Annotated in this window: 13 protein-coding genes; 1 reads left to right on the top strand and 12 read right to left on the bottom strand. The window is 71.7% G+C overall.

The features are described 5' to 3' along the window. Nucleotides 1–5: 5 nt before the first annotated feature. The 12 genes from AB0I41_RS08355 to AB0I41_RS08410 form a co-directional block, all read right to left on the bottom strand. Nucleotides 6–614: an LUD domain-containing protein gene (locus AB0I41_RS08355; protein ID WP_357103468.1), complete on the bottom strand. Its 609-nt coding sequence runs from the start codon at nt 612–614 to the stop codon at nt 6–8. Beyond that, a complete protein-coding gene (locus AB0I41_RS08360; protein WP_357103511.1) occupies nt 611–2,011 on the bottom strand; it encodes a lactate utilization protein B in 1,401 nt (466 codons plus the stop codon). Before AB0I41_RS08360 ends, AB0I41_RS08355 begins: the two co-directional genes overlap by 4 nt. A 17-nt stretch (nt 2,012–2,028) precedes the next feature. Continuing rightward, entirely contained in the window at nt 2,029–2,802 is a 774-nt protein-coding gene (locus AB0I41_RS08365) for a (Fe-S)-binding protein (RefSeq protein ID WP_357103471.1), read from the bottom strand. 2 nt (nt 2,803–2,804) lie between these two features. Beyond that, a complete protein-coding gene (locus AB0I41_RS08370; RefSeq protein ID WP_357103474.1) occupies nt 2,805–4,235 on the bottom strand; it encodes a rhamnulokinase family protein in 1,431 nt (476 codons plus the stop codon). Next, complete coding sequence (locus tag AB0I41_RS08375; protein ID WP_357103477.1) at nt 4,232–4,438, bottom strand: LuxR C-terminal-related transcriptional regulator; 207 nt, start codon at nt 4,436–4,438, stop codon at nt 4,232–4,234. Before AB0I41_RS08375 ends, AB0I41_RS08370 begins: the two co-directional genes overlap by 4 nt. Nucleotides 4,439–4,466: 28 nt before the next feature. Continuing rightward, the gene (locus AB0I41_RS08380) at nt 4,467–6,500 is read right to left on the bottom strand and encodes a bifunctional aldolase/short-chain dehydrogenase (RefSeq protein WP_357103480.1); all 2,034 of its coding nucleotides are present in this window, start codon (nt 6,498–6,500) and stop codon (nt 4,467–4,469) included. Between the two features lie 37 nt (nt 6,501–6,537). After that, complete coding sequence (gene rhaI, locus AB0I41_RS08385) at nt 6,538–7,719, bottom strand: L-rhamnose isomerase (protein WP_357103483.1); 1,182 nt, start codon at nt 7,717–7,719, stop codon at nt 6,538–6,540. After that, complete coding sequence (locus AB0I41_RS08390; RefSeq protein WP_357103486.1) at nt 7,716–8,069, bottom strand: L-rhamnose mutarotase; 354 nt, start codon at nt 8,067–8,069, stop codon at nt 7,716–7,718. Before AB0I41_RS08390 ends, rhaI begins: the two co-directional genes overlap by 4 nt. Nucleotides 8,070–8,139: 70 nt before the next feature. Then, nucleotides 8,140–9,222, bottom strand: coding sequence for a rhamnose ABC transporter substrate-binding protein (rhaS, locus tag AB0I41_RS08395; protein WP_357103489.1), 1,083 nt, complete (start codon nt 9,220–9,222; stop codon nt 8,140–8,142). Nucleotides 9,223–9,260: 38 nt separating this feature from the next. Next, on the bottom strand, nt 9,261–10,322 hold the full coding sequence (locus AB0I41_RS08400) for an ABC transporter permease (protein WP_357103492.1): 1,062 nt from the start codon (nt 10,320–10,322) through the stop codon (nt 9,261–9,263). Continuing rightward, entirely contained in the window at nt 10,312–11,373 is a 1,062-nt protein-coding gene (locus AB0I41_RS08405; protein WP_357103495.1) for an ABC transporter permease, read from the bottom strand. Before AB0I41_RS08405 ends, AB0I41_RS08400 begins: the two co-directional genes overlap by 11 nt. Continuing rightward, the gene (locus tag AB0I41_RS08410) at nt 11,370–12,893 is read right to left on the bottom strand and encodes a sugar ABC transporter ATP-binding protein (protein ID WP_357103498.1); all 1,524 of its coding nucleotides are present in this window, start codon (nt 12,891–12,893) and stop codon (nt 11,370–11,372) included. Before AB0I41_RS08410 ends, AB0I41_RS08405 begins: the two co-directional genes overlap by 4 nt. 324 nt (nt 12,894–13,217) lie before the next feature. Here AB0I41_RS08410 and AB0I41_RS08415 point away from each other — a divergent pair, with 324 nt between their 5' ends. Next, nucleotides 13,218–14,249, top strand: coding sequence for a LacI family DNA-binding transcriptional regulator (locus tag AB0I41_RS08415; RefSeq protein WP_357103501.1), 1,032 nt, complete (start codon nt 13,218–13,220; stop codon nt 14,247–14,249). Nucleotides 14,250–14,323: the final 74 nt, after the last annotated feature.

A 14,323-nucleotide genomic window follows, 5' to 3' on the forward strand; every position in this document is an offset into this window, starting at 1 on the left:
ATCTACTAAGCGGGGGGAAGTATCACGACGTGCAGCTGTCGGGGCCCGTGGACGCCCTCGACCCGGTTGAGTTCGATGTCACTGGTGGCGGAGGGCCCGCTGATCCAGGTCAGCGGCCGGTGCGGAGCAACCCGGGCGAGGGCGTCCGGCACACTGGCGACGACCTGGTCGGCCCGCAACACGCAGACGTGCACGTCGGGCAGCAGGCTGATGATCCGGCGGCCCTGGTCCGGGTCGGCGTCGAGGACGATGGTGCCGGTTTCGGCGACGGCCACGGCGGCCGCCGTGACGACCCCGTCGACGGCGGCGATCTGCTCCGCGGTGAGGTTCTCGTCGATCACCGCGGCAACGGTGTCGGGCAGCCAGTGCCGGGGCAGTCCGGGCGGGATCACGATGCGCCGGCCGCCGAGGAACCGGTCGATCACCTGTGCGACCTCGCCGTCGGCACACCGGTGGACGGTGGCCCGGTAGTCGGTCAGCCGGTGGACCAGCAGGTCGAGGTCGACGGCGGCGGAGCCGGCGGGCCGGTACTCGCGTGGGACATCGACCGGTGTCGCCGGGGTGTCGCCGAGGGCGGCGCGGATCCGGCCGAGGACAAGCTGGCGTGAGTTCACCGCTCGGCCCACCACTGGCGGAAGGTCTGCGATGGCGGCTGCGGCAGGTCGCGGCTGCTGGTCCAGCCGTTCAGCGGTGGGGGCAGGGCGCGGCCGGCGACCCGGGCCAGGCCCGCGGCCCGCTGCGCGGCCGCGTACAGCGCCGGGTGGTCCATCGTGTACGCGGCCGCGGCCATCACCGCCGCTTCGGCGCGTGGGTGGGGGGCTTGGCTGCGCAGGTGGACCAGCAGTTCCGGAATGTTGATCATCACGGGGCAGGCGTCGTAGCAGGCGCCGCAGAGCGATGAGGCATACGGCAGGGAGGCGTTGTCGGCGACCCCGGTCAGCTGGGGGGACAGCACCGCCCCGATCGGCCCCGGGTAGACCGACCCGTAGGCGTGCCCGCCGGTGCGCTCGTAGACCGGGCAGACGTTGAGGCAGGCGGAGCAGCGGATGCAGTGCAGCGCCTGCCGGCCGACCTCGTCGGCGAGCACCGCGCTGCGGCCGTTGTCCAGCAGTACCAGGTGCACCTGCTGCGGCCCGTCGCCGGGGGTGACCCCGGTCCACATCGAGGTGTACGGGTTCATCCGTTCCCCGGTCGACGCCCTCGGCAGCAGTTGCAGGAACACCCCGAGGTCCGCCCAGCTGGGGATGACCTTCTCGATGCCCATCACGGTGATCAGGGTCTCCGGGAGGGTGAGACACATCCGTCCGTTGCCCTCGGACTCCACCACCGCAAGGGTGCCGGTCTCGGCGACACCGAAGTTCGCCCCGGACACGGCTACCCGGCTGCTCAGGAAAATCCGGCGCAGGTAGCGGCGGGCGGCGGCGGCCAGGGCCGCCGGCTCGTTGGTCAGCCCGGGGTCGACGTCGGGCATCTCCCGCCGGAAGATCTCCCGGATCTCCGCCCGGTTGCGGTGGATCGCCGGCACCAGGATGTGGCTGGGCCGGTCCCGGCCGAGCTGCACGATCAGCTCGGCCAGGTCGGTCTCCACCGGTTCGATCCCGGCCGCCTCCAGCGCCTCGTTGAGGCCGATCTCCTGGGTCGCCATCGATTTGACCTTGATGACCCGGTCGCTGCCGGTCGCGGCCACCAGCTCGGTCACGATCCGGTTCGCCTCGACCGCGTCGGCCGCCCAGTGCACGGTGCCACCGGCCGCGGTGACCGCCGCCTCCAACTGTTCGAGCAGCTCCGGCAGACGGGCCATGGTGTCGGCCTTGATCGCCGATCCGGCGGCACGCAGCTCCGCCCAGTCCGGCACCTCGTCGATCACCGCCCCCGACCTGGCTCGGATGGTGGTGGTGGCGTGGCGCAGGTTGCGGCGCAGCTGCGCGTCACCCAACGCCCGCCGGGCCGCCACGGGGAACGGCTCGTCGCCACGCAGGTGCCCCACCCCGCGCGGCGCCGTCGCCGGCATGCCCAGAAACGTGCGGCTCACGATCGCACCTCCAACCGGTCCCGCTCCCCCGCCGTCTCCGAGCCCTCCGTGCTGGCCAGGATCTCCGCCAGATGCACCGTACGCACCCCCGCCCTCAGCCGGGACAGGCCACCACCGATGTGCATCAGGCACGACGCATCCCCCGCCGTACACACATCAGCCCGCGTCGCCAACACATGACGCATCTTGTCCGCCAGCATCGCCGTGGAGGTGTCCGCGTTCTTCACCGCGAACGTCCCACCGAACCCGCAACACTGCTCCGCCTGCGGCAGGTCCACCAGATCCAAACCCCGCACCGCACGCAGCAACCGCAACGGCCGATCCCCCACCCGCAGCATCCGCAACGAATGACAGGTCGGGTGATAGGTCACCCGATGCGGGTAGTACGCCCCCACATCCGTCACCCCCAACACGTCGACCAGCAACTCCGACAACTCGTACGTGCGCCGGCCAACCTCCTCCGCCCGAACGGCCAACCGCTCGTCGCCGGCCCGGCGGGCCACCATCGCGTGCTGGTGCCGCACCGAAGCGACGCAGGAGCCGGACGGGACGACCACCACGTCATACGGGGCGAACACCCGCACATGCCGGCGCACCAGCCGCAACGCCTCGTCCGGGTAACCGGTGTTCACGTGCATCTGCCCGCAGCACGTCTGATCGGCCGGGAACACCACCTCATGCCCCAGACGCTCCAACAACCGCACCGTCGCCTTCGCCGCCTCGGGAAAGAGAGTGTCGGCGAGGCAGGTCACGAACAGGGCGATGCGCATGTTCACCCACCCATCCTGGTCTCGGCGGCCCGCCAGACCGCCTCGTCGCCGCGCGGCTCGTACCGCACGATGTGCTGGGTCTCGCGCAGCACGGCCCGCAGGGCGGCCAGGTCGGCGCCGATGACACCGGCGGCGCGGGCCTGTACCAGAACGTTGCCGAGCGCGGTGGCCTCGACCGGCCCGGCGAGCACCGGCAGTCCGCAGGCGTCGGCGGTGAGCTGGCACAGCAGTTCGTTACGGGCGCCGCCGCCGACGATGTGCACGGCGTCGACATGCCGGCCGGAGAGCTGCTGCGCCTGGCGGACGGCCCGCCGGTGCGCCAGGGCGAGGCTGTCGATGATGCAGCGGACGGTGGCGGCCGGGGTGGCGGGTACCGATTCGCCGGCACGCCGGCACGCGTCGGCGATGCCCGCGGGCATGTCGCCGGGCGGCAGGAACGTCGGGTCGTCCGGGTCCACGACGGAGCGGAAGGCCGGTTCGAGGGCCGCCCGCCGCAGCAGATCGGGCAGGTCGGGGCTACCCCAGGTACGCAGCGATTCCTGCAGCAGCCACAGACCCATCACGTTGCGCAGGTAGCGGATCGTGCCGTCGACGCCGGATTCGTTGGTGAAGTTGGCCTGCCGGCTCGCCTCGGTGAGCACCGGGGCGTCGAGTTCGACTCCCACCAGGGACCAGGTGCCGCAGGAGATGTAGGCGAAGTGGTCCCCCGCCGCCGGCACGCCCACCACCGCCGAGGCGGTGTCGTGCGAACCCACGGCCACCACCTGCGGCGAGCCGGGCAGACCCAGGTCGGGCAGGACCGGGCCGATCCGGGTGCCCGGCTCGCGCAGCGGCGGGAACAGCTCGCTGCGGATGCCCGCGTCGGCCATCAGGCCGGTGGCCCAGGCCCGCCGGCGCAGGTCGTACAGCTGGGTCGTCGAGGCGTTGGTGATCTCGGCGCCGAGCTGACCGGTGAGCCAGTACGCGATGAGGTCCGGGATCAGCAGCAGCCGGCGGGCGATGTCCAGCTGCGGCGTGCTGGCCGCGGCGGCGAGCTGGTAGAGCGTGTTGAACGGCAGTTGCTGCAGGCCGGTGGTCGTGTAGAGCCGTTCCTCGCCCAGCTGTTCGGCGATCCGTTCGGCCACCCCGTCGGTGCGGCTGTCCCGGTAGTGCACCGGGTTGCCGAGCAGCGCGCCGGAGGCGTCGAGCAGCCCGTAGTCGACGGCCCAGGAGTCGACGCCGATGCTGGTCACCGGCCCGGCGGCGCGCAGGCCGTCGAGGATGCCCCGATAGAGGGCGAGGATGTCCCAGTGCAAGGTGTTCCCGACCCGCACGGGTTCGTTGGGAACTCGGTGCACCTCGGCCAGCTCCAGGTGGCCTGGTCCGACGCGGGCGAGCATGACCCGGCCGCTGGACGCGCCCAGGTCCACGGCGGCGAGGTGGACGCTGCTCACAGCATCCCCCGCCGAGCTGCCCACACGACCGCCTGAATCGAGGCGGTCACGCCGAGCCGGTCGCAGATGGCCCGTATCCGTCGGCGCACGGTCCGTTCGGACATCCCCGACCGGCGCGCCACCGTCTCCAGCGGCACCCCCGTCGCCAGCAACCGCAGCAGCCGAAGGTCCTCCTCGTCGAGCACCGGATTCTCCACGAGCATCGTCGCCCTCATCCCGCATCAGGCCGGGTCAGCGGAGGAAGGCCGCGGCGACGCCGGCGTCCACGGGGATGTGCAGACCCGTCGTGTGGGACAGGTCGCCGCCGGTGAGCGTGAAGACGGCGTTGGCCACGTGCTCGGGCAGTACCTCCCGCTTGAGCAGCGTGCGCTGGGCGTAGAACTCGCCCAGCTTCTCCTCCGGCACCCCGTAGACGGCGGCGCGCTGGGCGCCCCATCCGCCGGCGAAGATGCCGGAGCCGCGCACCACCCCGTCGGGGTTCACGCCGTTGACCCGGATGCCGTGGCCGCCGAGTTCGGCGGCGAGCAGGCGGACCTGGTGCGCCTGGTCGGCCTTGGCGGCGCCGTAGGCGACGTTGTTCGGGCCGGCGAACAGCGAGTTCTTGCTGGAGATGTAGACGATGTCGCCGCCCATCCCCTGATCGATGAGGACCCGGGCGGCCTCCCGCGAGACCAGGAAGGAGCCCTTGGCCATCACGTCGTGCTGCACGTCCCAGTCCGCCTCGGTCGTCTCCAGCAGCGACTTGGACAGCGACAGCCCGGCGTTGTTGACCACCAGGTCCAGGCCGCCGTAGGCGAGCACCGCCGCGCGGACCGCGACGGCCACCGCCTCGGCGTCGGTGACGTCCACCGGTACGGCCACCGCGACGTCCGGCCCGCCCAGCTCACCGGCGACCCTTTCGGCTGCGGCGGTGTCCCGGTCGGTGACGACCACACAGGCGCCCTCGGCGGCGAGGCGGTGGGCGATGGCCCGGCCGATGCCGGAGCCGGCGCCGGTGACCAGGGCGATCCGGGTGGCGAGGGGTTTCGGCTTGGGCATGCGGGTCAGCTTGGCCTCTTCGAGAGCCCAGTACTCGATGCGGAACTTCTCGGCCTCGTCGATGGGCGCGTAGCTGGACACCACCTCGGCGCCGCGCATGACGTTGATGGCGTTGACGTAGAACTCGCCGGCGACCCGGGCGGTCTGCTTGTTGGCCCCGAAGCTGAACATGCCCACTCCGGGCACGAGGACGATGGCCGGGTCGGCGCCGCGCATCGGCGGGCTGTCCGGAGTGGCGTGCCGCTCGTAGTAGGCGCGGTAGTCGTCGCGGTAGGCGGCGTGCAGTTCCTTGAGCCGGGCGACCGCCTCGTCGAGCGGGGCTCTCGCCGGCAGGTCGAGCACCATCGGGCGGACCTTGGTACGCAGGAAGTGGTCCGGGCAGGAGGTGCCGAGCGCGGCGAGCGCGGGGTGCCGTTCGCGGGCGACGAAGTCGAGCACCGCGTCGCTGTCGGTGAAATGCCCGACCTGGGCGCGGTCCGTCGACGCCAGACCCCGGATGACCGGCGCCAGCGCCGCCGCCCGGACGTGCCGCTCGTCGGGCGGCAGCGGCTCGTAGCCGGGGATCACCGGGCCGAACGGCTCGGGCCGGCCCCGCTCGTCCAGGTACGCCTGCGCGCAGCGGATGATCTCCCGCGAGTTGCGCTCGCACTCCTCGCTGGTCGCCCCCCAGGCGGTGATGCCGTGCCCGCCGAGGATGACGCCGATCGCCTGCGGGTTGGCCTGCGCGACGGCGGCGATGTCGAGGCCGAGCTGGAAACCGGGCCGCCGCCACGGCACCCACAGCACCCGGTCGCCGAAGATCTCCTTGGTCAACTCGGGCCCGTCGGCGGCGGTGGCGATCGCGATGCCGGCGTCGGGGTGCAGGTGGTCGACATGTGCGGCGTCGACCAGCCCGTGCATGGCCGTGTCGATCGACGGCGCAGCCCCACCCCGCCCGTGCAGGCAGTAGTCGAACGCGGCGACCATCTCGTCCTCCCGCTCGACGCCCGGGTAGACCTCGACGAGGGCCCGGAGGCGGTCGAGCCGGAGCACGGCCAGGCCGGCCTCGGTTAGCGTGCCCAGGTCGCCGCCCGAGCCCTTGACCCAGACCAGCTCGACGGGGCCACCGGTCACCGGATCGGTGGCCTCGCCCTTGGCGGAGGTGTTGCCGCCGGCGTAATTGGTGGTGGTCGGGTCGGCGCCGAGCCGGTTGCTCCGCGCGATGAGCGCCTGTACCTCGGGATGCATCGTCCTCACGCCTCCTGTATGCGTTCTCGGGTGGTGGTCAGGCGCCCCAGCCGGCCTGCTGCCCGCCGGCCCGTTCGGCGCGGATGCGCTCGAAGTAGCCGGATCGGACGTAGGCGGCGATCGGGTCGGGGTCTAGGCCCATCTCGGCGCGCTGCTCGGCGAGCAGCGGCCGCACGTCGGTGTTGTAGGCGTCCATCAGGACCGCGTTGGCGCCGAGAACGTCACCCGCCTGCTGTGCGGCGGCGAGCGCGTCGGCGTCGACGAGCAATGCCTTCGCGGTGGCCTCCTGCACGTTGAGCACCGAGCGGATGATCGCGGGGATCTTCGGCTCGATGTTGTGGCACTGGTCGAGCATGAACGCGATGCCGGCCTCCGGGCGCAGGGCGTCGCCGCGGACGATCTCGTGCATGATGCGGAAAAGCTGGAACGGGTCCGCCGCGCCGACCATCAGGTCGTCGTCGGCGTAGAACCGGGAGTTGAAGTCGAAGGCGCCGAGCTTTCCGGCACGCAGCAGGAACGCCACGATGAACTCGATGTTCGTGCCCGGCGCGTGGTGTCCGGTATCGATGACGACCTGCGCCTTCGGCCCGAGCTCCAGGCAGTGCGCGTAGGCGGTGCCCCAGTCCGGCACGTCTGTGGTGTAGAAGGCGGGCTCGAACAGCTTGTACTCCAACAGCATCCGCTGATTCGGACCGAGTCGGCCGTACACCTCCCGCAGTGCGGCGGCGAGGCGGTCCTGCCGGGCGCGGATGTCGTCCTGGCCAGGGTAGTTGGTGCCGTCGGAGAACCACAGTTTCAGATCGCGCGAACCGGTGGCGTCCATGACGTCGACGCACTTGAGGAGATGGTCGGTCGCCTTGCGTCGCACCCGCGGGTCCGGGTTGGTGACGCTGCCAAGCATGTAGTCCGGGTCCTGGAACACGTTCGAGTTGATCGCGCCGAGCGCTACCCCCAGGTCCGTCGCGTGCTTCGCCAGCGCGGCGTAGTCGTCGACCTGGTCCCACGGAATGTGCAGGGCCACCGTGGGTGCCACCCCGGTCAGCCGGTGCACCGTCGCGGCGTCGGCGATCTTCTCGTACGGGTTGCGGGGCACACCGTCCTGAGGGAAGACCCTGAAGCGGGTGCCGGAGTTCGCGTACGCCCAGGACGGGGTTTCGATGCGCTGCGCGCGCAGGGCCTGCTTGACTCCCTCGTCGGTCGGCGCGTCGTTCTGGGTCATGGTGTTTCTCCCGTCTGGGCGGCGAGCTGCGCCTCGAGGTTGAAGACCTCGTCCAGTGGCCGCATGGCACGGTCGGCCGTGCCCTGGTCGAGGTTGAGGAAGAAGGACGCCATCTCCGCCTGCCAGCGGGCGTTGACGTCGCGGGCCTGCATGGCGGCCTGGGCCGCCGCGAAGTCGTCGGTCACCAGGAACCCCACGAGCAGGCCGTCTGCACGGAGAAAGAGGGAGTAATCGCGCCATCCGCTCTCGGCCAGGGCGGCGAGCATCTCCGGCCACACGCGCGCATGCCGGGCCCGGTACTCGTGGAGGCGGGCGGGATCGACCTGCAAGGTGAAGCAGACGCGGGGCATGGTTCTCCCGTCGGTGCCTCGCCCTGGCGGTGCCGGCGCGACGGGCGCCGGCACCGCCAGGGGGAGGCGGTCAGAACTGGAACTGGTCGATGTTGCTCTTGTCGAACACGGTGGGCGGGCCGAGGACGACCACGCCGTCCTTGCCGACGCTGAACTCGCCGAGCTTGCCGGCCTTGAACTTGTCGCCCTCGGCACCGGTGATCTGGCCGGAGGCGAGCGCGGCGCCCGCGTACGCGGCGAGGTAGCCGAGGTCGGCCGGGTTCCATAGGGCGAACGCGTCGACGCTGCCGTCCTTGATGTACTCACGCATCTGGTTCGGGGTACCCAGGCCGGTCAGCTTGACCTTGCCCTTGTACTGCGAGCCGCTGAGGTAACGGGCGGCAGCCGCGACACCGACGGTGGTCGGGGAGATGACGCCCTTCAGGTTGGGGTACGACTGCAGCAGACCCTGCATCTCCTGGAAGGACTTCTGGTCGTCGTCGTTGCCGTACGCCACCGTGACCAGCTTGATCTTGCTGTACTCGGGCTTCTTCAGCTCTTCCTTCATCAGCGCGATCCAGGCGTTCTGGTTGGTCGCGTTGGCGGTGGCGGAGAGGATGGCGATCTCGCCCTCGCCGCCGATCTGCTGCGAGATGAGCTTGACCTGGTTCTCCGCGATGCCCTGCGCGGTCACCTGGTTGACGAAGATCTGGCGGCACTCCGGCTTGGTGTCGGAGTCGAAGGTCACGATCTTCGCGCCAGCCGCCTTCGCCTGGTTCAGCGCGCCGCAGATCGCGTTGGGGTCGTTCGCCGAGGTCACGATGACGTCCATGCCCTGCTGCGACAGCGTGTTGATGTAGCTGACCTGCGACGAGGCGCTGGCCTCGGAGGGGCCGACCTCCTTGAAGTTCCCCTTGAACCCGGTCACCGCCTCCTTGCCGCCGTTGTCCGAGGTGGTGAAGTAGGGATTGTTCACCTGCTTCGGCAGGAAGGCGATCTTGAGTCCTTCCTTGATCTGGGCGTCCGGGTTGGCGGTGCCGCCGGCCTGCGCGCCGCCGCCGGTGTCGGTGCCGGAGTTCTCGCGGGTGGTGCCGCCACAGGCGGCGGAGAGCAGCAGCGCGGTGAGGGTGAGGGCGGTGGCCCCGACGCTGAGCCCTCTTCTGTACGCGGACATCGATATCCTTTCGGAGGTGATGGGGGAAGCGGAGACGGTCACGCCGCGGTCGCGTGCGCGCGTTGCCGTCGGCGGTGTAGCCGGGCGCGGACGTCCGCGACGGCGTTGGGGAGTACCACGGAGGCGATGAGCAGGGTTCCGGTGACGATCGTCAGCGCATTGGCGTCGACGTCCGCGAGCTGCAGCGCGTTGCGTAGGACACCCAGGAGCAGGACGCCGGCCACCACGCCGAGCAGCCCGCCGCGGCCCCCGAAGATCGACACGCCCCCGAGCAGCACCGCGGTCACCACGGTCAGCTCCAGACCGGTGGCGTTGTCACCACGGGCGCTGGCGTAGCGCAGGGTCCAGAAGATCCCGACCAGCCCGCAGACGGCCCCGGAGACCACGAAAAGCCAGAACTTCGTCCGGGCCACCGACACGCCGGCGAACGTCGCCGCCTCGTCGTTGTTGCCCATGGCGTACAGCGCCCGGCCGGCCGGCGTGGCGTGCAGGACGACGCCGAACACCAGCGCCAGCAGCAGCACCGGGACGACTGCGGCGGGGATCGACGTGCCGGGCAGGTTCTGCACCGCGGCGGCGGTCCAACTGGCCGGGAAGTCGGCCACCGCCTGGTCGCCGAGGACGACGAAGGACAGTCCTCGGTACAGGGCGAGGGTGCCGATCGTCACGGCCAGCGACGGCAGGCCGAACCCGGTGATGAACACGCCGTTGACCGCGCCCAGCGCCGCGCCGATCACCACGACCAGCACGCAGATCAGCTCCAGCGACAGCCCGGTGGACAGCCACATCTGACCCATCAGGGTGCTGCACAGCCCGACCATGCTGGCCACCGACAGGTCGATCTCTCCGGTGATCACGATCAGCGTCATGGGCAGCGCGGGCAGCGCCAGCGGCACCAGGTCGAGCAGCAGGAACTGCACGTTGCGGCCGGAGGCGAAGTTCTGCACCAACAAGCTCGCCAGCAGCACGGCCACCACCAGGGCGGCCACGATCGCCGCGTCCCAGGAGCCGACGGCGGTGCGCAGACCGGCCAGGCGGCCCGCCTCCCGCTCGGTGTCCGCGCCAGACGGCGGCGCGGCGTACAGGCTGTCATGCGCCATGTGCGCTTCTCCCTCTGAGCCGGGCCGCCATCCGGAGGGCTAGGAGCCGGTCCAGGCCGATGGCGGCGAGGATGAGCGCGCCGACCACGGCCTGCTGCCAGAACGGGTCGATGCGCAGGACGGCCAGCGAGCTGCCGATCGTGGTGAGCAGGACGGCGCCGAGCGCCGCGCCGTACGCGCTGCCGCTGCCGCCGAAGATCGCCACCCCGCCGACCACCGCGGCGGCGACGACCTGCAGTTCCAGGCCGCTGCCGGCGGCGGCGTCGAGGGTGCCGAACCGGGCGGCGTAGAGCACGCCGGCGAGGCCGGCGAGCGCCCCGTTGGCCACGAAGACGGCGAAGACCCGCCGGCCGACCGGAATGCCGGACAGCCGGGCGGCGGCCGGCTCGGAGCCGATCGCGTAGAGCTCCCGGCCGCTGCGGTAGGAGCGCAGGTAGAAACCGACGGCGGCGACCACGAACAGCGCGACCAGGAAGAGCACGGGTACGCCGAGCACCGTCTGGTTGCCCAGCCGGAGGAATGCCCGGGGCATGTCGGCGGCGTTGATCTGCCGGCCGGCGGCCCAGTAGTAGTCGACGCCCCGGAACGCGTAGAGGGTGCCCAGGGTGATGACCAGCGCCGGGACCTTGGCCACCGCGATCAGCCCGCCGTTGACCGCCCCGCACAGCGCACCCAGCGCCACGCCGAGCAGGAGCGCGACCGGCCAGGGAGTGCCGGGCGCGGCGAGGAAGAGCTCCCCGGCGGCGAAGGCGACCAGCCCCAGGATCGACCCCACGGAGAGGTCGACGTTGCGGGTGACGATGACCAGGGTCTGGCCGACCGCGAGGATCACCAGGATCGCGCAGCCCAGCAGGAGGTCCTTGATGCTCTGCGCGCTCAGGAACCGGTCGTTGCGCACGGTGGTGACAAGGATCAGCGCGCCCAGCGCGATCAGCAGGCTCAGCTCCCGTACGGCGAGCAGCCGCTCGGTGAGACCGCGGCGCTGCCGGCCGGGGCCGGGCGGCGGGTGGTCGGCGACCCGTTCGGACGCGCCGGTGTCGGTGAGGCTCATGCGGTCGCTCCTTGACCGGTGGCGGCGAACATCACGGAGGTCTCGTCGGCCTCGGCCCGGGGCAGCTCGCGGACCACGCGCCCCTCGTGCATGACCAGGACCCGGTCCGCCATGCCGAGCACCTCGGGCAGCTCGCTACTGATCATCAGGATCGCGAGGCCCTCGCCGGCCAGTTCGGACAGCAGCCGGTGGACCTCGGCCTTGGTGCCGACATCGATGCCGCGGGTCGGTTCGTCGATGATCAGGATCCGCGGCTCGGTGGCGAGCCACTTGGCGAGCACGACCTTCTGCTGGTTGCCGCCGGACAGGGTCGCCACCGGCGCGGCGAGGCGGGACGTCTTGACCTGCAGCCGCCGGGTCCAGCGCCGGGCCTCGGCCCGCTCGGCGGCGCCGAGGAGCATGCCGAGCCGGCTCAGCGCCCGCCGGCGGGCCAGGGTGACATTGCGCTCCACCGACAGCTCCATGACCAGGCCCTGCTGCCGGCGGTCCTCCGGCACGAGCGCCATGCCGGCGGCGATCGCCTTGCGCGGGCTGCCCGGCGGCAGGGCCCGGCCGGCGACGCGTACCTCCCCGGCGTCGTAGCGGTCGACACCGAAGACGGCGCGGGCGACCTCGCTGCGGCCGGCGCCGACCAGCCCGGCCAGGGCGACGATCTCACCGCCTCGGACGGAGAAGGACACGTCGGAGAAGACGCCGGCCTGGCTGAGCCCCCGCACCTCCAGCAGGGTGTCGCGTAGCGGTGCGTCCTGTTTCGGATAGAGCGAGGAGACGTCCCGGCCGACCATGCGCCGCACCACCTCGTCGACGGTGAGGTCGGCGGCGCTGTCGCTGGAGACCCAGGCCCCGTCGCGCAGCACGGTGATGCGCTGGCAGAGGTCGAACACCTCGTCGAAGCGGTGCGAGATGAACAGCACCGCGGCGCCGCGTTCGCAGAGCGACCGGGCGACGCCGAAGAGCCGCTCCACCTCGACCCCGGAGAGCGCGGCGGTCGGCTCGTCCATGATCAGGACGCGGGCGTCGAAGGAGAGCGCCTTGGCGATCTCGACGAGCTGCTGGTCGGCGATCGAGAGCCCGCGGGCGGGCCGGCTCGGGTCGATCCGGACACCCAGCCGCTGGAACAGCTGCTCGGCGTCGCGGTTCATCGCCCGGGTGTCGATGCGACGCAGGCCGCGCAGTGGTTGCCGGCCCATGAAGATGTTCTCCGCGACCGAGAGGTCCGGGAACAGGGTCGGCTCCTGGTAGATGACGGCGATACCGGCGGCCCGAGCGTCGGCGGGGCCGCGAAGTTCCAGCAGGCGGCCGTCGAGGGTCATCCGGCCGGAGTCCGGGGCGTGCGCCCCAGCCAGGATCTTCACCAGGGTCGACTTGCCGGCCCCGTTCTCCCCGACGAGGGCGTGGGCCTCACCGGAGTGCAGCGCCAGGTGCACCCCACGCAGCGCGGCGACGGCCCCGAAGGACTTCGTCACGCCGTCCAGTGCCAGCAGGGGAGCGCCGTCCGCGCCCGGTGCGCCGGGGTTCATCCGACCCCTCCTGAATCGTTTCATTCGTTGTTCCATGGACCGTAGGGGCAGGCATTCGCGACCGTCAAGAGTTTCCCGGCGATTTCTCGCCTGTTGCCCGAGCGGACCTCCACGGCGGGTCCGGAACCGCTCCTACGGCCTGCGCCCGGGGCGCGCCGGTACCGCCTGCCGGCTGGATGAAACGTTTTAGGCGCTATAGACTGCCGGTCGTCACCCGGTCGGACCCGTCCCGACCCGCCGGTACGGCAGCGGGAAACACCGCGACCGGGTGCCCGCGCCCGACCGCGGGCCGCAATCAACCACCGCACCAATCGTCGAGGAGCCATGGCAGCGGCGAACATCAAAGAGGTGGCCCGGCACGCCGGCGTTTCCCTCGGCACGGTGAGCAACGTGCTCAACCGGCCCGACACGGTCGCCCCCGCCACCCGCCAGCGGGTGCTCGAGGCCATCACCGAGCTCGGCTACGTCCGCAACGACTCCGCCCGCCAACTGCGCGCCGGACAGAGCCGCACCATCGCCATCGTCGTGCTGGACGTGGCCAACCCGTTCTTCACCGACGTGGTGCGCGGCGCCGAACAGGCGGTCGAGGAGGCCGGCGCCATGCTCGTCGTCTGCAACAGCGGCGAGGACAGCGCCCGGGAACGCCGGCACCTGGATCTGCTGGAGGAGCAGCGGGTCCGTGGAGTGCTCATCACCCCGGTCCGTCACGGCTCCCAACCCAACCTGGACAAGCTGATCGACCGCGGTATTCCGGTGGTGCTCGTCGACCGGGGCTCGGGCCGGGCCAGCCGCTGCTCGGTGGCCGTCGACGACGTGCTCGGCGGCCGGCTGGCCATGGACCACCTGCTCGACCAGGGCCACCGCCGCATCGCGTACCTCGGTGGCCCGTTCTCCATCGCCCAGGTCGCCGAACGGCACGCCGGGGCCGCCGCCGCGCTGGACGAACGCGGCGACGGCGCCGAACTGCGGGTCGCGACGACCACCAGCCTGACCGTCGCCGCCGGGCGGCGCGCCGCCGAGGACCTGCTGGCCCTGCCCGCCCGGCAACGTCCCACCGCCGTCTTCTGCGCCAACGACCTGATCGCGCTCGGCGTGCTGCAGGAGGTGACCGCGCGGGGCATGCGGGTGCCCGCCGACATGGCCATCGTCGGCTACGACGACATCGAGTTCGCCGGCGCGGCGGCGGTGCCGCTGTCGTCGGTGCGTCAACCCCGCGAGCAGCTCGGCCGCACCGCGGCGCAACTGCTGCTGGAGGAGGCCGCGTCCGGCGAGACGCACCGGCACCGGCACGTGGTGTTCCAGCCGGAGCTGGTCGTGCGCCGCTCCAGCGACCAGCAGCGACGAAACCGGCGCTGACCCCGGCGCGGGCGGACAGGCGCGATGGCGCCGGCGCGGGGCCCCCCCCCCGCCGCCGCGGCCGGGAGTGACGC

The sequence above is a fragment of the Micromonospora sp. NPDC050200 genome (genome assembly GCF_040656135.1).
GTDB lineage: Bacteria > Actinomycetota > Actinomycetes > Mycobacteriales > Micromonosporaceae > Micromonospora.